The organism is Acidovorax sp. GW821-FHT10E04, assembly GCF_059415185.1.
Window position 1 is genome coordinate 611,755 of the sequence record NZ_JBWKMT010000002.1, and the last position, 24,266, is coordinate 636,020.

Annotated in this window: 21 protein-coding genes; 17 read left to right on the top strand and 4 right to left on the bottom strand. The window is 68.4% G+C overall.

Annotation, left to right across the window (positions count from 1 at the left end; translation table 11 throughout):
• Window positions 1-34: 34 nt before the first annotated feature.
• Window positions 35-961 (bottom strand): LysR family transcriptional regulator, encoded by a 927-nt coding sequence (locus AC07OC_RS07845; protein WP_369643891.1) that lies wholly within the window; start codon window positions 959-961, stop codon window positions 35-37.
• A 112-nt stretch (window positions 962-1,073) separates the two neighbouring features.
• Here AC07OC_RS07845 and AC07OC_RS07850 point away from each other — a divergent pair, with 112 nt between their 5' ends.
• Genes AC07OC_RS07850 through leuD form a run of 4 tightly spaced genes read left to right on the top strand, consistent with a single transcriptional unit; the run spans window position 1,074 to window position 5,142 of the window.
• Window positions 1,074-2,087, top strand: a complete 1,014-nt coding sequence (locus AC07OC_RS07850) for a tripartite tricarboxylate transporter substrate binding protein (protein WP_494600749.1) — start codon at window positions 1,074-1,076, stop codon at window positions 2,085-2,087.
• Between the two features lie 32 nt (window positions 2,088-2,119).
• A complete protein-coding gene (locus tag AC07OC_RS07855) occupies window positions 2,120-3,025 on the top strand; it encodes an alpha/beta fold hydrolase (RefSeq protein WP_494600751.1) in 906 nt (301 codons plus the stop codon).
• Between the two features lie 33 nt (window positions 3,026-3,058).
• A complete protein-coding gene (gene leuC, locus AC07OC_RS07860; RefSeq protein WP_494600753.1) occupies window positions 3,059-4,477 on the top strand; it encodes a 3-isopropylmalate dehydratase large subunit in 1,419 nt (472 codons plus the stop codon).
• Window positions 4,474-5,142, top strand: coding sequence for a 3-isopropylmalate dehydratase small subunit (gene leuD, locus AC07OC_RS07865; RefSeq protein WP_218338861.1), 669 nt, complete (start codon window positions 4,474-4,476; stop codon window positions 5,140-5,142). The genes leuC and leuD overlap by 4 nt, the downstream gene beginning before the upstream one ends.
• 29 nt (window positions 5,143-5,171) lie before the next feature.
• Here leuD and AC07OC_RS07870 read toward each other — a convergent pair whose 3' ends face one another.
• On the bottom strand, window positions 5,172-6,173 hold the full coding sequence (locus AC07OC_RS07870) for a PhnD/SsuA/transferrin family substrate-binding protein (RefSeq protein ID WP_494594980.1): 1,002 nt from the start codon (window positions 6,171-6,173) through the stop codon (window positions 5,172-5,174).
• A 359-nt stretch (window positions 6,174-6,532) separates the two neighbouring features.
• Here AC07OC_RS07870 and AC07OC_RS07875 point away from each other — a divergent pair, with 359 nt between their 5' ends.
• The 6 genes from AC07OC_RS07875 (at window position 6,533) to AC07OC_RS07900 (ending at window position 14,694) form a co-directional block, all read left to right on the top strand.
• Complete coding sequence (locus tag AC07OC_RS07875) at window positions 6,533-7,453, top strand: hypothetical protein (protein WP_494594981.1); 921 nt, start codon at window positions 6,533-6,535, stop codon at window positions 7,451-7,453.
• 20 nt (window positions 7,454-7,473) lie between these two features.
• Window positions 7,474-7,953 (top strand): hypothetical protein, encoded by a 480-nt coding sequence (locus tag AC07OC_RS07880; RefSeq protein ID WP_494594983.1) that lies wholly within the window; start codon window positions 7,474-7,476, stop codon window positions 7,951-7,953.
• A gap of 154 nt (window positions 7,954-8,107) precedes the next feature.
• Window positions 8,108-9,346 carry a hypothetical protein gene (locus tag AC07OC_RS07885; protein ID WP_218294315.1) on the top strand — a complete coding sequence of 413 codons (1,239 nt, stop codon included), beginning with the start codon at window positions 8,108-8,110 and terminating at the stop codon, window positions 9,344-9,346.
• Window positions 9,328-11,529, top strand: a complete 2,202-nt coding sequence (locus AC07OC_RS07890; RefSeq protein ID WP_494600756.1) for an AAA family ATPase — start codon at window positions 9,328-9,330, stop codon at window positions 11,527-11,529. The genes AC07OC_RS07885 and AC07OC_RS07890 overlap by 19 nt, the downstream gene beginning before the upstream one ends.
• 48 nt (window positions 11,530-11,577) lie before the next feature.
• Window positions 11,578-13,038 (top strand): leucine-rich repeat domain-containing protein, encoded by a 1,461-nt coding sequence (locus tag AC07OC_RS07895; RefSeq protein WP_218338856.1) that lies wholly within the window; start codon window positions 11,578-11,580, stop codon window positions 13,036-13,038.
• A 9-nt stretch (window positions 13,039-13,047) separates the two neighbouring features.
• The gene (locus tag AC07OC_RS07900; protein WP_218338855.1) at window positions 13,048-14,694 is read left to right on the top strand and encodes an ankyrin repeat domain-containing protein; all 1,647 of its coding nucleotides are present in this window, start codon (window positions 13,048-13,050) and stop codon (window positions 14,692-14,694) included.
• 81 nt (window positions 14,695-14,775) lie between these two features.
• On the opposite strand, the gene AC07OC_RS07905 is transcribed toward AC07OC_RS07900, so the two are convergent.
• Complete coding sequence (locus AC07OC_RS07905) at window positions 14,776-15,669, bottom strand: LysR family transcriptional regulator (RefSeq protein ID WP_218338854.1); 894 nt, start codon at window positions 15,667-15,669, stop codon at window positions 14,776-14,778.
• Between the two features lie 106 nt (window positions 15,670-15,775).
• Here AC07OC_RS07905 and AC07OC_RS07910 point away from each other — a divergent pair, with 106 nt between their 5' ends.
• The 4 genes from AC07OC_RS07910 to AC07OC_RS07925 all read left to right on the top strand — a co-directional run bounded on the left by AC07OC_RS07910 (window position 15,776) and on the right by AC07OC_RS07925 (window position 21,139).
• Window positions 15,776-17,152, top strand: a complete 1,377-nt coding sequence (locus AC07OC_RS07910) for an acyclic terpene utilization AtuA family protein (RefSeq protein ID WP_494600759.1) — start codon at window positions 15,776-15,778, stop codon at window positions 17,150-17,152.
• Window positions 17,153-17,166: 14 nt separating this feature from the next.
• Entirely contained in the window at window positions 17,167-17,529 is a 363-nt protein-coding gene (locus AC07OC_RS07915; RefSeq protein WP_218294320.1) for an AtuA-related protein, read from the top strand.
• Window positions 17,530-17,842: 313 nt separating this feature from the next.
• Window positions 17,843-18,835, top strand: a complete 993-nt coding sequence (locus AC07OC_RS07920) for a Bug family tripartite tricarboxylate transporter substrate binding protein (RefSeq protein WP_218294321.1) — start codon at window positions 17,843-17,845, stop codon at window positions 18,833-18,835.
• A gap of 183 nt (window positions 18,836-19,018) precedes the next feature.
• The gene (locus AC07OC_RS07925; RefSeq protein WP_494600761.1) at window positions 19,019-21,139 is read left to right on the top strand and encodes an alpha/beta hydrolase domain-containing protein; all 2,121 of its coding nucleotides are present in this window, start codon (window positions 19,019-19,021) and stop codon (window positions 21,137-21,139) included.
• Between the two features lie 200 nt (window positions 21,140-21,339).
• On the opposite strand, the gene AC07OC_RS07930 is transcribed toward AC07OC_RS07925, so the two are convergent.
• Window positions 21,340-22,248: a LysR family transcriptional regulator gene (locus AC07OC_RS07930; protein WP_218338851.1), complete on the bottom strand. Its 909-nt coding sequence runs from the start codon at window positions 22,246-22,248 to the stop codon at window positions 21,340-21,342.
• Between the two features lie 128 nt (window positions 22,249-22,376).
• Here AC07OC_RS07930 and AC07OC_RS07935 point away from each other — a divergent pair, with 128 nt between their 5' ends.
• The 3 genes from AC07OC_RS07935 to AC07OC_RS07945 all read left to right on the top strand — a co-directional run bounded on the left by AC07OC_RS07935 (window position 22,377) and on the right by AC07OC_RS07945 (window position 24,255).
• Window positions 22,377-23,243 (top strand): MBL fold metallo-hydrolase, encoded by an 867-nt coding sequence (locus AC07OC_RS07935; protein WP_218338850.1) that lies wholly within the window; start codon window positions 22,377-22,379, stop codon window positions 23,241-23,243.
• A gap of 76 nt (window positions 23,244-23,319) precedes the next feature.
• On the top strand, window positions 23,320-23,595 hold the full coding sequence (locus AC07OC_RS07940) for a hypothetical protein (protein WP_370627722.1): 276 nt from the start codon (window positions 23,320-23,322) through the stop codon (window positions 23,593-23,595).
• A gap of 3 nt (window positions 23,596-23,598) precedes the next feature.
• Entirely contained in the window at window positions 23,599-24,255 is a 657-nt protein-coding gene (locus AC07OC_RS07945; RefSeq protein WP_218338849.1) for a DsbA family protein, read from the top strand.
• The last annotated feature ends 11 nt before the right edge of the window (window positions 24,256-24,266 follow it).

Consider the following 24,266-nt stretch of genomic DNA (forward strand, 5'->3'; position numbering starts at 1 on the left):
CGTCTCGGCACCTGTCGGCCAGGGGGGGGTGATGTCAGGGCTCTCCGGCCGGCCGCGCCACGAGGTCCTTCCGGTCGCCGGAAAACCAGGCCGCCAGGAAATCCGCCAGCGCCCGCGTCTTGGCCGACAGGTCGCTGCGGGTGGGGTACACCAGCGTCACGTCCGCTGCGGGCAAGGCCCAGGCGGGCAGAACGCGCCGCAGGCGGCCAGCGGCCAGGTGGGCTGCCACGTCCCACTCGGAGCGCATCAGCACGCCGTGGCCTTCCAGGGCCCAGGTGGTGGCGGCCGCGCCATCGTTGGTGCTGAGCATGCCGCGCACCTTCACCGTTTCCTGCCGCCCGCCCTGGTGCAGGTGCCAGGTGCCATAGGTTTCATCGCTTTCGCGGATCACGATGCACAGGTGGGCCAGCAGGTCGGCGGGCTGGGCGGGCTCGCCCGCGTGGGCCAGGTAGGCCGGCGACGCGCACAGCACGCGCCGGTTGGCCATCAGCCTGCGGGCCGTGAGGCGCGAGTCGGGCAGGTCGCCAAAGCGCACGGCGGCATCCAGGCCCTGTTCCACCAGGTTCACGGGCCGGTCGGTCAGGTGCAGTTGCACCTCCACTTCGGGGTAGGCGCGCGAGAAGGCCGACAGGGCGGGCGCGATGTGAACGCGGCCAAAGCCCAGCGTGGCCGCCAGCTTGATGAGCCCGCGCGGCGAGCTGCGCGCGCCGGCCACCGTGCGCTCCAGCGCCTCCAGGTCGCCCAGGATGCGGGCACCATCCAGCAGGTAGGTCTCGCCCTCGGGTGTGAGGTGGATGCGTCGTGTGGTGCGGTGCAGAAGGCGCACGCCCAGCCGGTGCTCCAGCTGGGCCAGGCGCCGGCTGACCGCGGGCGGGGTGATGCCCATCTGCTGCGCGGCGGCGGCCAGGCTGCCTTCCTTCATGAGCAAGGCAAAGAAGCGCAGGTCCGAAAAGCCGTCCATGGGTATCTCATTCGTGCTTTGAATTTATGAATGAAATGATTTTGACGGTATTTATGGCGTTGAACATCACTCATAAGATCCAGCCACAACAAATACCCGCAGGAGACAACCCATGACCGGTTCCACCCCCCCGACACCGTCCCTGTTTCCCCGCCGGCTGGCTGTGGCGGCAACGGCCGCCGCCACGCTGGCACTGCTGTCGCCCGCTGCGGCCCTGGCCCAGCCAGCGGCTTATCCCAACAAGGCCATCAAGCTCGTGGTCCCCTATGCGCCGGGCGGCAGCGCCGACATCGCCGCGCGGCTCATCACCGATGAATGGGGCAAGGCGCTGGGCGGCTCGCTGTTCATCGAGAACAAGGGCGGCGCGGGCGGCAACATCGGCGTGGACATGGTGGCCAAGTCCGCACCGGACGGCTACACCATCGGCCTGCAGACCGTGTCCCTGGCCATCAACCCCAGCCTGACGGCCAAGATGCCCTACGACACCCTGAAGGACCTGGCGCCCATCGGCATGGTGGCCAGTTCGCAGCATGTGCTGGTGGTCAACAACGCCTTGCCCGCCAAGAACATCAAGGAACTGGTGGCGCTGCTCAAGGCGCAGCCGGGCAAGTACTCGTATGGCTCGGCCGGCGCGGGCAGCACCTTCCACATGTCGGCCGAGCTGTTCAAGGCCGTGGCGGGCACGCCCATCGTGCACATACCCTACCGCGGCGGCGGCCCGGCCATGATCGACACCATGTCGGGCCAGGTGGCGCTGAGCTTTCCGGTGCTGTCGGCCGCGCAGCCGCATGTGCAAGCGGGCAAGCTCAGGGCGCTGGGCGTCACCGGTACCAAGCGCTCGGCGCTCATGCCTGACGTGCCCACCATTGCCGAGGCGGGCCTGCCTGGCTACGCGTTTGAAACCTGGTTCATCGTGTTCGCGCCGGCCGGCACGCCCAAGCCGATCGTCGACAAACTCAACACCACCCTGAACCAGGCGCTCAACACCCCGGCGCTCAAGGAGCGCATGGCCAAGGACGGTTTCGACCCCATTCCATCGACGCCCGAGCAGGCCCGCGCACGGCTCGAAAAAGAGATGCCGCAGTGGGCGAAGCTCATCAAGGAGCGGGGCATCACTGCAGAGTGAGCAGACCCGTGCGCCCACAACCCACCGACACCATGACCACGACGACCCCGCTTTTCCCCGGCTTCACCCCCCACCGTGTGCCCACGCCCGACGGCCAGCACATCCACGCGCTGGTGGGCGGCACGGGCCCGGCCCTGCTGCTGCTGCACGGCCACCCGCAGACCTCGGCCATCTGGCACAAGGTGGCGCCGGTGCTGGCCCGGCACTTCACGCTGGTGCTGGCGGATTTGCGGGGCTATGGCGATTCCGCAAAACCTGCTGGGGATGCCGAGCATGCCCTCTACAGCAAGCGCACCATGGCCGCCGACATGCTGGCCGTGATGCAGCACCTGGGCCACCCACGCTTCACCGTGCTGGCCCACGACCGGGGCGCCCGCGTGGCGCACCGCCTGGCGGCCGACCACCCGGCCGCCGTGTTGCGCATGGTGCTGCTGGACATCGCCCCCACGCTGGCCATGTACGAACAGACCAGCAACGCCTTTGCGCGTGCCTACTGGCACTGGTTCTTTTTGATCCAGCCCGCGCCGCTGCCCGAGCGCCTGATCGAGGCCGACCCCGCCGCCTATGTGCGCGACGTGATGGGCCGGCGCAGCGCCGGCCTGGCCCCGTTCGACCCGCGGGCCCTGGCCGAGTACGTGCGCTGCCTGGCACTGCCCGGCACGGCCCATGGCATCTGCGAGGACTACCGCGCCGCTGCCGGCATCGACCTGGTGCACGACCGGGCCGACAGCGATGCGGGCCGCCAGTTGCCCATGCCTTTGCTGGCGCTGTGGGGCGAGCAGGGCGTGGTGCACCAGTGCTTCCAGCCCCTGGCCGAGTGGCAGCGCGTGGCGGCCGACGTGCGCGGCCACGCACTGCCTTGCGGCCACTACATCGCCGAGGAGGCGCCGGATGCGCTGCTCGACGCGGCGCTGCCCTTCCTGCTGGCCGACCGGTAAGGCTGCACCCAACGACAACCCCCGACGCTGACCATGACCACTCCCTCAACGCTCTACCAAAAGCTGGTGGCATCGCACACCGTGGCCGTTCTGGACGAACAGAACGTTCTGCTGTTCTGCGACCTGCACCTGATGAACGAATACACCAGCCCCCAGGCCTTTGCCGGCCTGCACGAGGCCGGGCGCGGCGTGCCCGTGCCGGGGCAGAACGTGGCGGTGGTGAGCCACATCATCCCCACGCACCCGGTGCGCTGGCGCACCATCCAGGACCCGCCTTCGGCCCTGCAGGCCAGCAACCTCAAGGCCAACTGCGACCGCCACGGCATCCCGCTGTTCGACACCAACGACCCGCTGCAGGGCATCGAGCACGTGATCGCGCCCGAGCACGGCATGGTGCGCCCGGGCATGGTCATCATCTGCGGCGACAGCCACACCACCACGTACGGCGCGCTGGGCGCGCTAGGCTTCGGCATCGGCACGTCGGAGGTCGAGCACGTGCTGGCCACCCAGACCCTGGTCTACCGCCTCGCCAAGGACATGCGCATCCGCGTGGACGGCACGCTGCCCACGGGCACCACGGCCAAGGACCTGATCCTCATGGTCATCAGCCGCATCGGCGCGCAGGGCGCACGCGGCTATGTGGTGGAGTTCTGCGGCAGCGCCATCGAAGCCCTGTCGGTGGAGGCGCGCTTCACGCTGTGCAACATGGCGGTGGAGGCGGGTGCGCGCGGTGCGCTGATCGCACCCGACGCCACCGCCATCGACTACGTGCTGGCCAAGGCCCCCGACATCACCGGCGGCGTGCGCACGCAGGCCCTGGCCTACTGGGCCACGCTGGGCAGCGACGCAGGCGCCGTGTTCGACGTGGAGCATGTGTTCGACGCCAGCGCCGTGGCCCCCTTCGTCACCTGGGGCACCAGCCCCGACCAGGCCATGGCCATCCACGCCACCGTGCCCCGGCCCGAGGACATCACCGACGCCGTGCAGCGCAGCAGCGCCGAGCAGGCCCTGCGCTACACGGCCCTGGCGGCAGGGCAGCCGCTGGCGGGCGTGCCGGTGCAGCACGTGTTCATCGGCTCGTGCACCAATGCGCGCATCGAGGACCTGCGCGAGGTGGACCGCATCGTCGGCAGCCGCCACGTGGCCAGTGGCGTGCGCGCCATGGTCGTGCCCGGCTCGGGCGCCGTGAAGGCCCAGGCCGAGGCCGAGGGCATCGCCGCGCGCCTGATGGCCGCCGGCTTCGAATGGCGCCAGCCCGGCTGCTCCATGTGCCTGGCCATGAACGACGACGTGCTGGCCCCCGGCCAGCGCTGCGCCTCCACCACCAACCGCAATTTCGAGGGCCGCCAGGGCCGTGGCGCCATCACCCACCTGATGAGCCCGGCCATGGCCGCCGCCGCTGCCGTCACGGGCTGCATCACCGACGTAAGAACCCTGGAGGTGACCGCATGAGCGCCGACCACAACCACACCACCGTGCGCGGCCAGGCGGCCCTGCTCGACATCGCCAACCTCGATACCGACCAGATCATGCCCAAGCAGTTCCTGCGCGGCATCGACAAGTCGGGCCTGGCGCCGGGCCTGCTGTACGACCTGCGCTTTGACGGCGCCGGGCAGCCGCGCGAAGACTTCGTGCTCAACCAGCCGGCGTTTGCCGGCACCGATGTGCTGCTGGCCGGCAGCAACTACGGCTGCGGCTCCAGCCGCGAGCATGCCGTGTGGGGCATGCAGCAGTACGGCTTCCAGGCCGTGGTGGCATCGAGCTTCGGCGAGATCTTCTACTCCAACGCCATGAACAACCGCCTGCTGCTGGCCATGGTGACCGAGGCCGATGCCCAGGCCTTCATGCGCGAGGCCCGTGCCACTACCGGTCCCTTGGCCATGGAGATCGACGTGGAACAGCGCCAGGTGCGCACGGCAGGGCACAGCGCACCGTTCACCATCTCCGAGCGGCACCGGCGCATGTTCCTCGACGGGCTGGATGTGATTGGAGCTTCGCTCACCTACCAGGCGCAGATCGATGCCTTTGCCCAGCGGCACTGGGCCGCGCAGCCCTGGGTGAAGGATGTCGCGCGGCGCACGCGCGAGCGGCTTGGGGCCGCCTCCGCGCAGGCCTGAACCGCCAGCGCCTTGGCGCTGCGGGGCACCTACTTGGCGGCGGGCTTGCCGGCCTGCGCCGCCTTCGCGGTCTTGTTGTAGACCTCCATCACCGTGGCGAAGTCGCGCTCGAAGTTGATGGGCAAGAAGGTGTCGTTGCCCGGCAGCAGCTGGCGCAGCTTGGGCGAGAAGCTGTAGCTGTACGAGCATTTCTTCACGCGCGCCTGCACCTCGGGCGACACGTCCTTGCCCAGGGTCCAGGTTTCGGTCATGAACGGCGGGCTTTCCCACAGCGTGCGGATGCTCGAACCCTTCACATCGCCCTTGACCACCATGCGCTGGTACAGGTCGCTGGCCACGGCGGCGGCGGGGTAGAAGCCGTGCATCACACCCGTCACCGAGCGCTCGTGGCCGTTGGAGAACACCACCTCGTAGTTCTGGTCCGGCACCAGGCCAATGGCCGGGAACAGCGCGCGCGGCGCCAGGTTGCCGGAGTTGGATGTGGGCGTGGTGTGCGCGATCTTCTTGCCCACTAGGTCCTGCGGCTTGGTGAACGGGCTGTCCACGCGCGCAATCAGGATCAGCTTGTACGAGTTGCGCTGCCCGCTGGCCTTGTTGCCCGGCACGCCAAACGGCGCGGGCTGGCCGGCGGCCACTAGCTGCGGCACCAGGCCGGGGTTCACCTGGGCCAGCTGGGCCTTGCCGGCGACCAGGCTGTCGATGAGGTCCTTCTCCCCCAGCACGTCGATGTTGGTGCTGCGTTCCAGCGACTCGCCCTGCAGGTTCTGCAGGTCGATGTTGCCGCAGCGCGCCAGATGATTGAAGTAGTCGCCCCACAGCAGCATGGTTTCGCTCTTGGCGTAGGTCTTGGGCATGGCCACCACCAGCTTCTCGCGCGTCCCGCTGAAGGCGGGGTATGGGGCCGTGGCTGCGGCGCGGACAGCGGCGGCGCGGGCCTGGGGTGTGGCGGCGGTGTCCGTCTGGGCGGCAACGGGGCCGAGCGTGAAGGTGGCGCAGAGCAAAAGCGCGCCAGAGCGTGCGTGAGAACGCATGGTGAATCTCCCTCAGGGTTTTGTGATGGTGGTGGCCCGCAGGCCAACTTGGCGGGGCCACGCACGGGTTGCGGGCCTGCCGGTGGCGTGCCGCGCGGCGCTGCCCGGCCGCGCGGCGGGCTGGCCGTCGAGTATGCATGAAGCACCCGCGCGCCAAGGCAAGCGGCGGGTGCTGGAACCGTGGAGGCGCGTGGCGCCCACCGCATCCGTCCAACGGCCGTGCCGCTGAAGGACGGTGGTTGACATGGCGTCAAGTGCCAGGGCCCGGGCGATGGACAACGCCGAGAGGGACGGTGCCCGCGAAGCCGGTAACAATTCGTGTACTTCCACCGCGAACCCACTCTCCCTACCGCCGCACCATGTCGCAAAACGCACACACCCTGCACCTGTTCTTCGAAGACGCGATCAAGCTCAAGACCGGCCAGCTGGTCTACCAGTACCTGGCCGCCGGCAATACCGAACAGGCGCAGCGCTGGGCCCAGAAACTGGGGGGCGCGGATCTGGCGGCGCTGTGGGACGAACAGTGGTTCAACCAGGAGGTCCTGGCCCAACGCACCCACCTGCTGCTGCGCTTTGACACCGGCACGCACGACGACCTTCCCTTGCGGGCGCTCGAAACACTGTTTGCCCACGGCCTGCAGTCGGCGGTGCTGGAGGTGTTCTACGACCAGGTGGGCGAAACCGAGCGCATGCACTTCGACAAGGGCCAGTGGATCTCGCGCAGGGCGTTCTTCGAGGCCAACCCGCAGTGGCGCGCGGTGGTGGAGCCCGTGGACGAACCCGTGGCTGCCGGTCAGGCTGGCGAAGGGCCCGACGAGGAAGATGCCCACGCCCACTCCAAGGACCCGGGCAAGCCGGTGTCAGTGTCCAAGCTGCGCAAGCAGGAGGCCGAGCGCAGGAAGAAGGGCGAGGAAGCCGCGCAGGCCTTCATCGACATGGCCAAGGAAATGCACAAGACCGGCACCTCTCCTGTTCAGGGACTGATCGCGGTGCTGCTGCTGCGCGCCGGCTTCAAGGGGCTGCTGCAGGCCATCGCGTTCACGGTGGTCACCGTGCTGCTGTTCAAGGGCCTGTGGCTCTGGCTGGGGCTGGGCCTGGTGCTGGCCATCGTGCTGCCGCTGTACTACATGCTGAGCGAGTACAAGGACCTCCACGGGGATGGCGACGAGGACGGCGACCCGGACAAAGACGCCGACGACGACAGCGAAGATGGCGGCGAGAGCGAGGGCCGTGGTAGCGAAGCGCCGCAGGGCGGCAACGCCGGCAAGTCCAGCCACTGAATCCGAGGGAGACACACAAAATGCTGACACAGATCGAATGGTGGGGCGGGCTGATCTTCGTGCTGGGCGCGATCACCTACAAGCTCGTGATGGGCGCGCTGGAAAAGAAGGACGATGGCATCCATTGGTACCGGCTTCAGATGCACGCCTTCTTCCTGCTGCCCGCCGTGGTGCTGGCCGTGTATTTCTATCCGCTGGACAGCCCGTGGCTGCGGTACGGCTACCTGGGCGTGCTGGGTGTCTCGCTGCTGGTGGTGCTGGTGATGCTGGTGCAGGAGATCACGGGCGACGCACCCGGGGACGATGCGGAGAAGGCCGCCACGCTCGACACAGTCAAGGGGGAGGGGGGAGAGGAAAAGAAAAAGCAAACCGAAAACGAGGAGGATGAAACCGGCTGGCTGACGGCGGTGCTGGGGGCCCTGGTGCTCTACAGCCCGGTGCTCGCGGCTTGTGGCCTGGGTTGCTACAAGGCCTGGCCCCTGGTGCAGGCGCTCTGGTAGCGCGGCCTGCGCGGGCAACGCCGGAAGGTGCCGGGTGCTGGACGGCACCGGCACGCATCACAATCCGTGCCAGCCAGCCACCGACTTCTTTTCGTTTGTGTTCTTTCCAAAGCCCTCTCACCGCGCGGCGCGCAGAGTGCCCACCCCCACAGCCATGGCCCACGATTCCTTTCCGGAGCTTCTCTCGCTCTACATGCGGCGCATTCGCGCCAGCGCCTCCGGCGTGGCCACCGAGATCGGCCTGAGCCGCGAGGCCGTGAACAACTGGCGCAACGGCCTGTCGGCGCCCAACCCCCGCTCGCGAGAAAAACTGGTGGCCTGCACCCGCTACCTGCGCCTGACGGAAACCGAGGCCAACCGCCTGCTCAGCGCCGCCGGCTTCGAGCCCGAGTTTCCGCTGCAGGCCGAGTCGGCGGGCGCGGCGCAGCCCTTCGCTGCCTTCCAGGACCGGCTGTTTGCCCAGCTGGCGCAGGCCGTGCCGTATCCCATCTCGCTGCTGCTGTCGCCCGCCCACTGGGGCCAGCCGCCGTTCAGGCAAGAGCTGCTGCAGCGCGCCAAGGCGCAGTACGGCGAAGGCGCGGTGCTGCACATCCAGCCGCCCTACAGCGTGAGCACCGTGCCGGCCGAGTACTTCGCCGCCATTGGCCGCCAGTGCGGGCTCGGCGATGTGGCGTCCGACTACGAATTCGAATCCGCGCTGGAGCGCCGCCTGCTGGCGGGCGAGCGCCTGTTCTGCCTGGTCAGCCGTTTCGAGCAGGGCACCCCCGAACTGCGCGAAACCCTGGCGGGCATCCTGCGCAGCCTGAGCGAGATGCACAGCGGACGGCTGCACCTGCTGCTGTGCGGCGGCGAGGCGCTGGCCGACCTCAAATACCGCAGCGGCGACCTGTCGCTGCTCAACATCGCGCAGGTCAACCACTGGCCCGATCCGTCGCTGGAAGACCTCACCCAGCTGGCGCGCCACCGCTGGCCCGAGCAGGCCTGGCCCCAGCCGGTGCTGGCGGCCCTGCAGGAGATCAGCGGTGGACACCCCGCGCTGTTCGAGGAAGGCCTGCAGTGGCTGGTGGACCAGGGAGCGGGCGGCGGCCTGCAGGGCGCGCAGGCAGACCGCGCCGCGCTGCGCACCCACCTGGCCAGCAGCCCGCGCCTGTGGCAGACCCTGCTGCCCCTCGCGCAGGCACCGGCCACCCGGCAACGGCTGGCGCAGCTGCTGCAGGCCGATGAGCTGGGCCGCGCGCGCCCCTACCTGCAGGACGACGAGCTGCGCCGCCTGTTCTGGGGCAACCTCATCCATGTGCGCGGCACGGGCGAGGCCGCGCGGCTGCACTGGCGCAGCCCCACCATCCGCGACGCGGGCCTCATGGTGCTGGACTCGTGTTCGTCGGCCGCATGAGCCCGCTGCTGTCCAGGTCCGTGGTCCGCGCGGTGGTGATCGCGGCCATCACGCTGTTCGTGGGCAGCGCGCTGCTCACGCCCAAGCTCAACCCGGCCACGCGCGGCTCCGTGCTGGGGGCCGAGAACGCGGGCATCGTCTGGGGCGAGCTGGTGCAGTGGCGCGTGGCGATGATGCAGGCGCACAACGAGCTGGACGCCTGGCCCGAGGACATCCGCACACATGCGCCGCGCATCGGCAACCCGCAGCTGCGCGTCACGTCGCCCCGGCCCTACGTGCTGCAGGCCGACATCGCCCACAACCCCGAACTGGGCAAGCTCGCGGGCACCCAGGTGGTGGTGGAGCTCAAGCCCGGCACGACCACCTGGAGCTGCCGCCCCGGGCGCCCGCCCATTCCCCTGGGCTATCTGCCCATCAACTGCCTGGAGGGGCAGGCCGACGACTTCACGCCCGTGCCGCCGTCGGAGCGCGACCCGTTCGAAGGCCTGCGCAAGCTCATCTACTGGTGCGCTGCCATCTTCGCCGTGGGCGCGGTGGTCTGGGTCGCGCGCCACCCCCTGCTCGGGCCTTCGCAGCTGCAGCCCGCACGCCTTCGCCGCACCCCGCTCGCGCGGCTGCCCCGTCTGGACCGGCTGCTGGGCTGGACGGGGCGGCGGGAGTCCACGCTGCTCGCGGCCGACATCCGCCCGGTGGACTGGCGCCGCGCGGTGCTGTGCGCGCAGCCCGGCGCGGCAGAGGGTGCGGGGGGCCTCGCGCGCGCGATGGCCGAGCGGGTTTCCGCCCGCAGCCAGCCCAGCACCGACTGGGCGCTGCCGGGGCTGGTGTTCGAGTGGCAGTTCCCGCCGGACCTGCCCGTGTCGCTGGACCGCTGCCTGGTCTTCGTGCCCACGCCCGGCGTGGACGAGGCCGCCGTGCTGCGCCAGCTGCGCGTCGCGCAGACCGGCAGCGACGTGCTGCTGATCCTGAGCGGGCACAGCGTGGACGCGCCGATGCCCCTGCTGCAGGCCCATGCCGATGACCGCGCCAACCTGCACGTGATGGTGGACAGCGCCAGCCAGACCGAATGGCTGGTGGGCGGCGAGGCCCTGCAGGTGCTGCTGCGCCTGCTGGCCGCGCAGCTGCGCATCACCCGCATCTCGCCGTACCAGACGCGCGGTGGCGTGACGCGGGAGGGCTCCTTCTTCGGCCGCGCCCAGCTGCTGGCCCGCGTGGTCAACCGCGAACCCGCCAACTACCTGGTGGTGGGCGGGCGCCAGCTGGGCAAGAGCAGCCTGCTCAAGGCCGTGCAGCGCCGCCTGCAGGGCCACCCGCACACCGTGTGCCACTACGTCTCGCTGCGCGACCACCGCCTGGCGCCGCGCATGGCGCTGCAGTTCGGCCTGCCGGCCGACACGCCGCTCGAAGCCATCGTGGACCACCTGCAGGCGCAGTACGCGGGCAAGCGCCTGTATTTGCTGATCGACGAAGCCGACCTCTTTTTCCGCGACGAGTCGAACAGCGGCTACGCCCAGTTGTCCACGCTGCGCGCGCTCAGCGAGGAGGGGCGCTGCTGGTTCATGCTGGCGGGCTTCTGGGACCTGTACGCCACCGCCGTGCTCGACTACCAAAGCCCCCTGCGCAACTTTGGCGAGGTGCTGGCCATCGGCGGGCTGGAGCGCGCCGCCTGCCGCGAGCTGGCCACCGAGCCGCTGCGCCGCCTGCGCCTGGGTTTTGGCAGCGACACGCTGGTGGAAAAGCTCGTGGACGCCAGCGGCCAGCGCGCCAACCTCGTGGCCATCCTGTGCCAGGAATGCCTGGAGGCCCTGCAACCCGGCGAGCGCGCCATCGAGGCGCGCCACCTCGCGCAGGCCCTGGCCTCGCAGCCCGTGCAGGACGCGCTGGCCGGCTGGGGGCGCCTGAGCCAGGACGAGGCCGCCTGCCGCCTGGACCGCGTGGTGGTCTACCACACGGCCCAGGCCGGGCAGACCAGCCTGGTGGCCCTGGCCCAGCTGCTGCAAGGCCACGGCATCACGGCCGACGCGCAGGCGCTGCGCCAGTCGCTGGCACGCCTGCAGCTGGCCTATGTGCTGCGCAAGCAGGATGCCGCGTACCGCTTTGCCATTCCGCTGCTGAAAGACCAGTTCGAGCCCACGGAGGTGGAGCTGTTGCTGCGCCAGGAGCTGGCCGTGCTGGCGCGTGGGTGACGGCCGCTTCCGCCGTGCACATCGCCACCGCCTTTGCTACACAAGCCTATGACCACCAAACTCAAGTGGACCAACCGCCTCTACGGCCCCATCCGTGTGCTGAACCATGCGGACGGCCTGCATCTGGAAAAATTCACCGACGCCGATCTCGACCAGATCGCGGGCTGTGACGATGTGCTGGAGATCGACCTGAGCAGCAACCGCACCCCGCAGCCGGTGGACCTGTCGCGCCTGGCGCATATCGCGGGGCTGCGGCGCCTGAGACTGGAGCACGTGCGGTTCAGCAACCTGCAGGCGCTGGGGGCTCTGCCACGCCTGCAGTCGCTACTCATCGCGCACTGCGACTTCCAGGACTTCGAGGCGTTGAACGGCCTGCAGATCGAAACTCTGTTCCTGTGGAACAACAAGCTCAGGGCCTTTCCAGCGGGCCTGGATCTGCCGAAGCTGGAAAGCCTGTACCTGTCGCACAACCGCATCGCCGAGGTGGGGTTTGCCGCCAGCTACGCCACGCTCAAGGAACTGCACATCAATGGCAACCAGGTGGCCGACCTCTCGCCCCTCGCCGCCTGTACGGCGCTGGAGCGGCTGTGGGCGGACGACAACCGCCTGAGCACCCTGGCGCCGCTGGCGGGGCGCCGCTTTCAGCGCTTGCACGTGGACAATGCGCTGGCCTGCGAGTGTGAGTCGCTGAAGCTGGAGCTGCCCGAGACCCCTTTCGAGCAAGACGCCGAGAGCGCCGAGTCCTGGCGTGTGGCGCGGCTGATGGAGGCCAAGGACTGGCCGCAGCTGTATGCCATCACCTCGCCAGCGCTGCTGGGCAGGGCGTTTTCGAATCTGGTTCACGGGCACGCAGATGCCGAGATGATGCGTGGCGCGCTGGAGCATCCCGCGCCGGGCGCTTTCGAGGCCATGGTGGCTCACGGACTGAGGCCGCACTACGTGTCCGTGCGGGAGCAGTTGGTGGATGTGGTCAGCGCCCACGGCGAACGGCTAGTGTTGCCGCTGGCCCGTGCATTTGATGCTCTGCTGGCCCAGGGCTACGTGCACGACCCGGAGTTCTACGCTGGTAAGTTCAAGCAAGAGCACTTCACGCTGGCGCGCATCCTGCAGCAGGTGGCCAGCCCGGTATTTGCCGGCCTGTTCCAGGCCTTCTTCGCACAACGCGAGAGCTTTTCGCAACTCCACCTGGACCTTTACAAATGGCTGCTCGACGTAGTGGGCAAGACGCAGTCGCCCGCGCTGGTGGAGCCACTCATCGACCTGCTGCGCCTTGAAGAGCGCATCCTGGGTGGCGATGCGGCGTTCATGAAAAAGACCTTCAAGGCCATTGGGCAGCTGGGCACCCGGGCAGACGCGGCCCTGCTGACCAGCCGATTTGACGTCGCGGCCGAAGCGCGGCCCGATGTGGCCGAGGCCTGCTTGGCCACCTTGAAAAAGCTCGAAAAGAAAAAGGCCGAACCCGTGGCGGCGCGTGCGGCTGTGCGCTCTTGCGTCTCCTCCCAACCCTGAGGTTTCCTGATGTCTGAGTCTCGTCTTCACTACACCGTTTATTTCTCATCCCGCGCCCAGGCCGCGGCCTGGGCCGCCGAAGCGCAGGCGACCGCTGATCTGCCGCTGGAGGAACAGGCCCCCGTGCTGGGCGCCATGCTGGGCCTGGGCGGCGATGCGGGTGCCTCTTTCGAGTTCGCGGGGGCTGCCGAGTTGTGTGCCGAGCTGGCCATCCTCGGGCCCTGGAACCTGCTGGCCGCCAACGAGTGGCCGCCGGGCCTGATGGAGCGGGGCGCCAAGCTGTTCAGCTGCGAATGGCACAACGGCCCCAAGGCGGAAGGCCTGTGGTTCAACGGCCCCAAATCCGTCACGCGCAAGCAGTTTGAGGCTGCTGTGCGCAAGTTGGACCCGCTGGAAGAAGTGCACCAGTGGCTCTCCAAAGAACAATATGGCGAGGTTTTGAACCTGGTGCACCACCATGGCCTGGACCCCAACACGGTGCTGTACCACCGGCCGCTCATCGTGCACTTGCTCACGCCGCAGGCAGGCAAGGCCAGCGGCGTGTTGCCCACCGACGCCATCATCGCCCTGCTGCAAGCCGGGGCGCGACCCGACCCACTGGCGCTGGTCACTCTCATGCCCAGCTTCACCTTGCCCGTGTTTCCGCTGCATTGCGCGGCGTATGCGTTTGACATTGCACTGATGCAGGCGCTGGTGGACGCTGGCGTGGATGTGAACGCTATGGACGACGAGGGGCACACGCCCTTGATGCAACTGGCCGATGCAACGCACTATTTGAGCAAGCCAGCCTCCATGGCCGTGCAGGCCGCGCAATGGCTGCTGGAGCGGGGCGCAGAGGTCAACGCCGTGAGCCAGCACGGGGATTCGGCCCTGGCCGGGGGCGTGCACCAGGCGCTGCGCGATCTTCTGGTCGCGCACGGTGGCCGGGTGATCTGGCCGCAACACGCGCTGGAGTACGACACCCCGGAGCAGCAACGCAGCGCGATCTGGTACCACGACCATGCGCGCCTCGATGAACTGCTGGCGCAGGCCCCACCGGGCGAGGCCTACCGGCAGCAGTTGCTGAGCAGTGCAGTGGATGGAGGAAATGGCCACGCGCTGGACCGGCTGTGGCGGCCGCAAGACCATGCGCTGATGTGCATCGACAAAATCCCACAGCCCCGTTTGCTGGCGGAATCCCTCACGAAGCACGAAGGCACGGACGTGGCCACGATGCAATACCTGGTGCAGCGCAGCGCACCTGAGGCATTCCCCACGCGCGACGCCGCCTGGCTGGATGCCGCCAACAGCTGCATGCACGATTTCACCAGCCGCATCGTGGACCGGCCTGTGGCATTGCTGGAGATGGTGCTGGCGCTCGGCCTGCCCGCCGAGCCACCCGCCGATGCGCAGCACACCCCCCTGGAGTGGGCCATCCACGGCCTGTCTGAAGCCAAGGTCGCGCTGCTGTTGGCCCACGGTGCCAACCCCAACAGGGCGCTGTACCACGGTGGCAATGCCCTGCATGAGGCGGTGCTGTACAAGGCGACCGATTGCATCCCATTGCTGTTGCAAGCGGGGGCGGACCGTACCCAGTGCGACCGCCAGGGCCGCACACCGCTGCAACTGGCCGTGTCCAAGCGCAATAAGACGGCCCAGAAGCTGCTCGCGGCCTGACTTTGATCGAAATCCAGATTTGGGGCTTTACCCGTAAGCGCTGAAAGCTATCAATAGAGTAGCAAAAATATCCTGCTTCCATCACGGCCGCCGCGCCATCACCAGCGCATACAGCGCCTGCGCCGCCACCGACAGGCTCTCGTCGCGCCGCCGCACCAGGTAGATCTGCCGTGTCAGCCCGGGCAGCGACAACGGCCGCGTGACCAGCCCCGGCTGCTCGAAGTGAAACAGCGTGAGCGCCGGCACCACGCTAATGCCCAGCCCCGCGCGCACCATGCCCATCACGGTGGCCAGTTGCTCCACCTCCATCAGCGTGTGCATGGCCTGCGGGTGCAGGGCCGCCTCCAGGTACTGGCGCACGCTGCTGGTGCGCGCCAGGTGGATGAAGGGCCAGGCGGCCAGGTCCTGCGCGGTGATGGCCTTGCGCCTGCGCGCCAGCGGGTGGTCGGCGGGGCACACCAGATAGAAGTCATCGCTGCAGAACGGCTCGGCCTGCAGCGCGGGGGTGTCGGCGCGGATGGCGGCCAGTGCAAAGTCGGCATGGCCGCTGGCCACGCGCTCGATGCAGGGTTCGGACAGTACGTCGGCAATGTCGATCTCGATGCCCGGGTGCGCCGCGCGGTACTGCGCCAGCACGCCCGGCAGCCAACCCGCGGCCAGCGATGGCAGCAGCGCCACGGCCACGCGCCCGCGCTGCAGCGTGGCCGTGTCGCGCACGGCGGCCAGGGCGCTGGTGATTTCGGCGCGGATGCGGCGGGCCGACTCCAGGAAGTTCTGCCCCTCGGGCGTGAGGTCCACATGCCGTGTGCTGCGGTCGAACAGGCGCAGGCCCAGGTCGTCCTCCAGTGCGCGGATGAGGGCGCTGAACGCGGGCTGTGACAAGTGGCACAACGTGGCGGCGCGGGTGAAGCTGCGCTGCTCGGCCAGCGCAAGGAAGGCGTCTAACTGGCGGCTGGAGAGGTGAGGGGCGCTCATGGTGGGGCTGAATGATTCATCTGCATATCAGATGGATTCATCAGAACAATCGATTTCACAGAATACAGCCATGTTCCTACATTCATGGTCAGGAGACAACGGATTCATGCCGAACGACCAAAAAACCAAACTGCTGGTGGGCTGCGCCGCCGGCTTCTCGGGTGACCGCACCGACGCGGCCTTGCCCGTGGTGCAGGCGCTCATCGCCAGCGGCCAGCCTGCGGTGCTCATCTTCGAGACCCTCGCCGAGCGCACACTGGCCCTGGCGCAACTGGCGCGCCGCACTGACCCGGATGCAGGTTATGAACCCCTGCTGGTGGACCTGCTGCGCCCCGTGCTGTCGCAGTGCCTGGCGCACGGCGTGCGCATCGTCAGCAACTTTGGCGCCGCCAACCCGCACGGCGCCGCGCGCCGCATCCACGCCCTGGCGGCCGAGCTGGGCCTGGCCTCCCCGCGCATTGCCGTACTGCAGGGCGACGACCTGAGCGGACCCGAGCACCGCGCGCTGCTGCAAGGCGCCTTGGGTGACGCCATGCCCACGGAGCCCATCGTCAGCGCCAACGCCTACATCGGCGCACAGGCCATTGCCGATGCCCTGCGCGCCGGGGCCGACATTGTGGTTTGCGGCCGCGTGGCCGACCCGTCGCTCGTGCTGGGCCCGGCGTTGGCGCACTACGGCTGGGCCCCGGACGACTGGGACCGCCTGGCCCGCGCCACCATGGCCGGGCACCTGCTCGAATGCGGCGCGCAGGTCACGGGCGGCTACTTTGCCGACCCTGGCTACAAGGACGTGCTGGGCCTGGCGCAACTGGGCTACCCCATCGCCGAGATCGACGCCGACGGCCACTGCACCATCACCAAGCCGCCCGGCACCGGCGGGCGCATCGACGAGCGCACCGTCAAGGAGCAACTGCTGTACGAGCTGCACGACCCTGCGGCGTATCTCACGCCCGACGTGGTGGCCGATATCACCCAGGCCCGCGTGCAGGCCGTGGGCACCGACGCCGTGCGGCTGGAAGGCGTGCAGGGCCATGCCCGGCCCGCCACGCTCAAGGTCAACGTGTGCTTTGAATCCGGCTGGTTTGCCGAGGGGGAAATCTCCTACGCCGGCCCGCGCGCCGAAGCCCGCGCGCGCCTGGCGGGCGAGGTGCTGCGCGAGCGATTGAGCGGCCTGGGCCCGCTGCGCATCGACCTGATCGGCGTGACCAGCATCTTCGGCGACGACACCAGCCGGTGGCTGGATGCGCCCGCCAGCGACAGCGGCGACGGCCGGGACGACGTGCTTGATGTGCGCCTGCGCGTGGCCCTGCAGCACCGCGACCACGCCAGCGCCCAGCGCCTGGTGCGCGAGGTGACCGCGCTTTACACCTGCGGGCCTGCGGGCGGTGGTGGCGTGCGCACTGCCATGCGCCCGCGCCTGGGCACGGTGTCGTGCCTGGTGCCGCGCGACGCGGTGGCCGTGCGTTTTGAGATGGTGGATTGAGGAGTACCCACACCATGACAACCACCATCACCGTTCCGCTTTATCGAGTTGCTCATAGCCGCACCGGCGACAAGGGCAACCGCTCCAACATCAGCGTCATCGCCTGGCACCCCGCGCTGTGGGCCGTGCTGGTCGATCAGGTCACCGAAGCGGCGGTAGCGCAGCAATTCGCGCAGCGCCGCCCACGCCAGGTCACGCGTTACCTGCTGCCCCAGTTGCAGGCCATGAACATCGTTCTGGACGACGTGCTCGACGGTGGCGTGAACGACGCGCTCAACCTCGACAGCCACGGCAAGGCGCTGAGCTACCTGCTGCTCGATATGCCCGTCACCGTGCCCGCGCACCTCGCGCCGCACTTTGGCGGTCCCACGGCCTAGGGCCTGTTCACACTATTTTTGCCAGATGCGTTGCGAAGCAAACAGGCCAGGCGCTAGGCGCCAAACGAAGCTGGGGTGCGGCCCCAGCGAGGATTGGCAACACAGCGGATGGCCTGTTTGCTTCGCAACCCGAAGGGAAGGCAACCCCAGCCACGCCACTCGTCGTTGCGTTCCTAGCCAAGGCCCCGGCCTTGGCGTCGTCACGCGCCTAGATTGGCGTGGCTGGGGCTGCCTTCGCAATGGCAAAAATAGTGTGAACAGGCCCTAGACCTCCCCTTTCGCTTTTCCATCCATACCAACACCAGGAGACAACATGACCCATTCATCCCCCCGCCGCGCTCTGCTCGCCACTGCCGCCGTAATGGCGCTGTGCGCATTGCACGCCCCTGCTGCGCTGGCCCAGGCGGCCGGTGCCTACCCCGCCAAACCCATCACCTTCGTCGTGCCATTCGCGGCCGGCAGCGCCACCGACCAGCTGGCGCGCGCGCTGGGCCAGTCCATCACCACTGACACCAAGCAGGCGGTGGTCATCGACAACAAGGCGGGCGCCAGCGGCATGATCGCGGCGTCGGCCGTGGCCAAGGCTGCGGCGGACGGCTACAGCGTGCTCATCACCACCAACACCACACACGCCGCCAACGAGCACCTGTACAAAAAGCTCTCGTACGACCCGGTGAAGGACTTCGCGCCCGTGACGGGCCTGGGCAAGGGCGGGCAGGTGCTGGTGGTCAACGCCAGCGCGCCGTACAAGAACGTGGGCGAGCTGCTGGCCTTTGCCAAGAAGAACCCCGGCAAGCTCAGCTTCGGCAGCGGCAGCTCATCGAGCCGCATGGCGGGCGAGATGCTCAAGCAACTGGCGGCGGTGGACATCCTGCACGTGCCCTACAAGAGCAATCCGCTGGCCATCACTGACCTGCTGGGCGGGCAGATCGACCTGATGATCACCGACACCTCCACCGGCGTGCCCCAGGTCAAGGCGGGCAAGCTGCGGGCCCTGGGCTACTCCACCCAAAAGCGCAGCGCCCAATTGCCCGATGTGCCCACGCTGGACGAAGCCGGTGTGAAGGGCTACGACATGGGCTACTGGTTTGCTGCCTACGTACCGGCGGGCACGCCCGCACCGGTGGTGGCGCGCCTCAACGAGCTGCTGACCGCCGCCACCAAGAGCGCCGCGGCCAAGAGCTTCTATGACAACGCCGGCTCCGAAGCCTGGACGACCACGCCGGATGAACTCGCCAAGTTCCAGGCCGCCGAAACCCAGAAGTGGGGCAAGGTGATCAAGGCCGCCGGTATCGAGGCCGAATAAGCCACCGGCCCACCCACAGGCCCACCCACCGGGCCGTTTCATTCTTTTTTTGCTTCTCGCAGCCTGCCTTTGCCGGCAGGTCTGGGCGAAGCCTTGCCCGCGCGCGGCGCAACAGACGCTGCCGTTTTGTTCCAGAGCCGTTCCAGCGGCCCGCACCACCATCCATCCAAGGAGACAGACACCATGAAACCTTTTCGTGCATTCGGAAAACTCGCGCTCACGGCCGCCGCTGCAGCCGCCATCACGGCCTGCGGGGGGTCCAGCAACGATGCGCCCAAGGGCCCCGCGCTCAAGCTGGCCATCACCGCCACCGAGGCCTTTCCGGGCACCTATGGCGCCGTGGGCGAATACGAGCGCGTGACCGGCACCATCAGCGGCGAGGTAGACCCCAAGGACCCCAAGAACGCCACCATCCAGGACCTGGCGCTTGCGCCCACCAATGCCAACGGCATGGTCGAGTACAAGGCCGACTTCGTCATGCTCAAGCCCAGGAACATGGCCAAGGCCAGCGGCGTGCTGCGTTACGACGCACCCAACCGCGGCAACATCCTCACGATGCTCAACCCCACGGCCACGCCCAGCGATGCGGTGTACCTGGAGCGTGGCTACGTGATGCTGTATTCGGCCTGGCAGGGCGATGTGCCCAAGAGCACCGCCGCGCGCCTCACGGTGACGGTGCCCGTGGCCAAGAACAAGGACGGCAGCAGCATCACCGGCCCCTACCGTGCCGAGCTGGTGCCCACCGCTGCCAGCCCCGCGATGACGCTGCCCGGGGGCGTCTTCAACGGCACCATGATCCCGTACGAGCCCGCCAGCCTGGACAACACCCAGCCCGGCTACTCGCTCACCCGCCGTGCCAACGAGACGGATGCGCGCGTGCCTGTGCCCGCCAGCGACTGGAAGTTCGCCACCTGCGACACGGGCACCAACGCCTTCCCCGGCACGCCCAGCCCCACCAGCGTGTGCCTGAAGGGCGGGTTTGACCCAGCTTATCTGTACGAGCTGGTCTATGTCGCCAAGGACCCCAAGGTCATGGGCGTGGGCCTGGCTGCGCTGCGCGACACGGTGAGCTTCTTCCGCAGCAAGGCGGCCGATTCTGCGGGCACCCCCAACCCGCTGGCTGGCCGCATCACGCACACGCTGGGGCAGGGCACCTCGCAGTCGGGCAACGCGATGAAGACGTTCTTGCACCTGGGCTTCAACCAGGCGCTCGATGGCGGCAAGGTATTCGACGGCATGTTCGCCCACGTGGCTGCGCGCCAGACGCACATCAACACCCGCTTTGCCGTACCGGGCGGCGGCGGGGGCCTGCGCACCGACCACACGGCCTTCGGCCAGACGGCGCCGCGCGGGCTGGACAAGGACTACATGGACGACATCAGCGGGCGCCAGGGCGGGGTGATGAAGCGCTGCGCGGCCACCAACACCTGTCCCAGGTTCTTCCTGGGCCTGTCGGGCACCGAGTTCTGGCAGCTGCAGGGCTCGCCCGTGCTGACCGACGCCAACGGCACCAAGGACCTGGCGCAGCCCGACAATGCCCGCATCTATTACTACTCCAGCACCCAGCATGGCGGGGCAGGGGGCACGGCCAGCATCGCGTATGCGCCCACGCGCGCCACCTACCCCACGGGCACGGTGGTGCAGTTCAACGACACCTTCCGCGCGCTGTTCCTCAACCTGGAAGACTGGGTGGTGCGCGGCACGCTGCCGCCCGCCAGCCAGGTGCCCAAGCTGGCCGACGGCACGCTGGTGCGGCCCGAAGTGCTGGCCTTCCCGGCCATGAAGGGGGTGACCTGGGCGGTGGGCGGCGTGCAGACCGCCATTCCTGACTTCAGCTACCGGGGCGTGTACAACAACTTCCCGCTGTTCGACTTCGGCCCGCAGTACATCCCGCAGGACGAATCGGGCATCGCCACCATCCTGCCCCCGCGCAACCTGGGCCGCGACTACGCCATCCTGGTGCCGCAGGTCGATGCGTCCACGGGCCTCACCCGCGCTGGTATCCGCAGCGTGGAAGCGCGTGCACCCTTGGGTACCAGCATCGAGTTCAACTACGTCGCCACGCCCGGCATCACCGACCTGGCCAACCTCACGGGCAGCTTCATTCCCTTTCACAAGACGCGGGCCGCGCGGCTGGCGGCGGGCGATGCGCGGCCGTCGCTGGAAGAGCTGTACGGCACACAAGACGGCTACGTGACGGCCGTGACCGAGGCCGCCAACACACTGGTCGCGCAGCGCCTGCTGCTGCAGCGCGATGCGGACCTGCAGATTGCGCGTGCGAAGGCGGCTGCAGTGCTGCCGTGAGGTGATGAGGCCGGGGAGCGGGGGCGGGCGGTAGGCCTGGTGCTGCCATGCTGCTGGGCGATGGCCCCCTCTCCCGCAAGAGCGAAGGGCGAGGGGCAAGAATGCCGCCGTGCGTTCGAGCTCCACGCGAAAATCAAGCAAAAAAAGCCTGCAGCGCATGATCCGACAGCGTCAATAGCTATTAAAAATGTAGCATTTCTCTAGCCGGCGCATTGCTGCCACGGCACACCTTCAAACCGCAGCACCAAAAAATCCAGCAGCGCCCGCACCGCGGGCGACAGGTGCCTGCGCGACGGGTACAGCGCATGGATCGTCATCACCGGCAAGCTCCATGCAGGCAGCACCGCCTGCAGCTCGCCGCGGTGCAGGTAGGGGTTGACCAGGTAGGTGGGCTGCAGCGCGATGCCGCCGCCCGCCAGCGCGGCGCGCATGAGGGTGGTGGCCTCGTTGGCGCTGAAGTGGCCTGAGACGCCCACGCGCTCCGTCTCTCCATCGCGGGTCAGCGCCCATACGCTCTTGCCAAAGTTGGCATAGCTCAGGCAGCGGTGCTGCGCCAGGTCGGCGGGCACCTGCGGTGTGCCATGCGCGGCCAGGTACGTGGGCGATGCCACCAGCACCGAATCGCAGCGCGCCAGGGGGCGACCGATGAGCAGCGGGTCGGGCTCGGCGCTGATGCGGATGGCCAGGTCGATGCGTTTTTCCACCAGGTTCAACGAGCCCTCGCTCGCGTCCAGATCAATCTTGAGCAGCGGGTGCTGGGCCAGAAAATCCGCAATCGCCGCGCCCATCTGCGCGAACGCGAACGACACGCTGCAGGTGATGCGCAGCTGCCCGCGCAGCGCGCCCTCGGTGGTGGTGGCGGTTTCTTCTTCCAGGTCCTGCGACAGCGCCAGCATCTGCTGGCAACGGCGCAGGCAGTGCTCGCCGGCGTCGGTCAGCGTCACGCTGCGGGTGGTGCGCTGCAACAGCCGCGCCTGCAGCCACTGCTCCATCTCGCCCACATAGCGCGTGACCATGGCGCGCGACATCTCCAGCCGGTCGGCCGTGGCGCTGAAGCTGCCGCTGGTGGCCACTTCCACAAACACCCGCATGGCGGTCAGGCGGTCCATATTTGATCTATTGGTGCAACAAATATGCGCATTTTATGGGGTTTATTGGATCGATTGGCGCAAATAAACTTCGCTTCGACATCAACGCCAACCCCTCACAACCCCTTCAACACACTGGAGAAACCGCCATGTTCCGCACCACCCTCATCGCCGCCACCCTCGCCGTCGCCTTCACCGGCGCCCAGGCTGCCCAGCCCCTGCAAGTCAAGGTCTACAACGCCGACGGCAACAGCTTCAACGTCAACTCCACCCTGATCTACGGCGAGAAGGAAGCCATGGTCATCGACGCCGGCTTCACCCGCGCCGACGCGCTGCGCATTGCCGCCAACGTGCTCGACACCGGCAAGGAGCTGAAAACCATCTACGTGAGCCAGGCCGACCCGGACTACTACTTCGGCGTGGAAACGCTGAAGGAAATCTTCCCCAGGGCCGACGTGGTGACTACCCCCGCCGTGCTGGAGAAGATCAACGCCAAGCTGGCCACCAAGCTCTCGTTCTGGGGCCCCAAGATGGGCGCCAACGCACCGCGCACGCCCGTGCTGCCCAAGGCCCTTGCGGGCAACACGCTGAGCGTGGACGGCCAGGCGGTCGAGATCCGTGGCACCACGGGCCTGCTGGCGCACCGCCCGTATGCGTGGATCCCGTCCATCAAGGCCGTCGTGGGCAACATCGCGGTGTCGGGCACCAACACCCATGTGTGGACGGCCGATACGCAAACCGTGGCCGAGCGCAGCGCCTGGGTGGCCCAGCTCGACGAAATGGCCGCCCTGCAGCCCACCGTGGTCGTGCCCGGCCACATGCCCGCCGGCGGCACGCTCGATGCTGCCAACATCACCTACACCAAGGGCTACCTGCAGGCCTTCGAGAAGCATGCCGCGGCCACCAAGACCAGCGCCGAACTCATCGACGCGATGAAGAAGGCCTACCCCGCCGCGCCCATGGGCCTGTCGCTGGACATTGGCGCCAAGGTCAACAAGGGCGAGATGAAGTGGTAAGCCACCCCACCGGCTGGACTGCAACCCTCTGAGGGGGCATGCAGGCAGCCACTGTTTGTTTGAAAGGAACCAGATCGTGACCTCGCACCCCCTCCAGCCCATCCTGCAGCACCTGCACGCCGGGCGCTGGAACGCGGCGCACGACCTGGTGCAGCACGACGGCTCGATGCTGGCGGCCTGGCTGCACGGCATCCTGCATCTGCAGGAAGGCGACCTGGAAGACGCCGAGAACTGGTATGACCGGGCCGGCCGCCATTTCCGCAGCCGGGGCACGCTGGCTGAAGAGCTGGTGCTTTTCGAGGCCGCGCTTGCCACCTCCGCACATCCCCCCACCCACTCTGAAAGCCCCTGATCCATGTCCGCCATCTCCGTGACCTATCTGTTCGATCCCCTGTGCGGCTGGTGCTACGCCGCCGCTCCCGCGCTGAAACACCTGCAGGGCGTGGACGGCGTCCAGGTCTCGCTCGCGCCCACGGGCCTGTTTGCAGGCGCTGGCGCACGGCCCATGGACGCGGAATTTGCCGCCTATGCATGGAGCAACGACCAGCGCATCCAGCAGCTCACAGGGCAGCCTTTCACGCAGGCCTATCGCGACCACATTCTGGGCGCGGCGGATGGCCGCTTCGATTCGGGCCCCGCCACGCTGGCGCTGACCGCCGTGGCCCGGACCGCGCCCGGGCGCGAGCTGGAGGCACTGCACGCGCTGCAGCACGCCCGCTACGTGGACGGCCGCGATACCGCCGAACCCGGGGTGCTGGCCGATGTGCTCACCGCCCTGGGCCTGAGCGACGCCGCCGCGCTCACACGGGGGCCCGATGCGGCGGCACTGCGCAAGCTGCTGGCCGAGCGCGTGGCCCAGGCCCAGTCCATGCTGCGCGCCGTGGGCGCGCGGGGTGTGCCGCAACTGGTGGTCGCGGGGCAGGGCGGTGCGCTGCGCCTGCTCGGTGGCGATCCGCTGCTGGGGCCGCGTGAGCGGCTGGTTGATCTGGTGCGGGCGGCTGCCGCGGCCTGATGGCCGCCCCC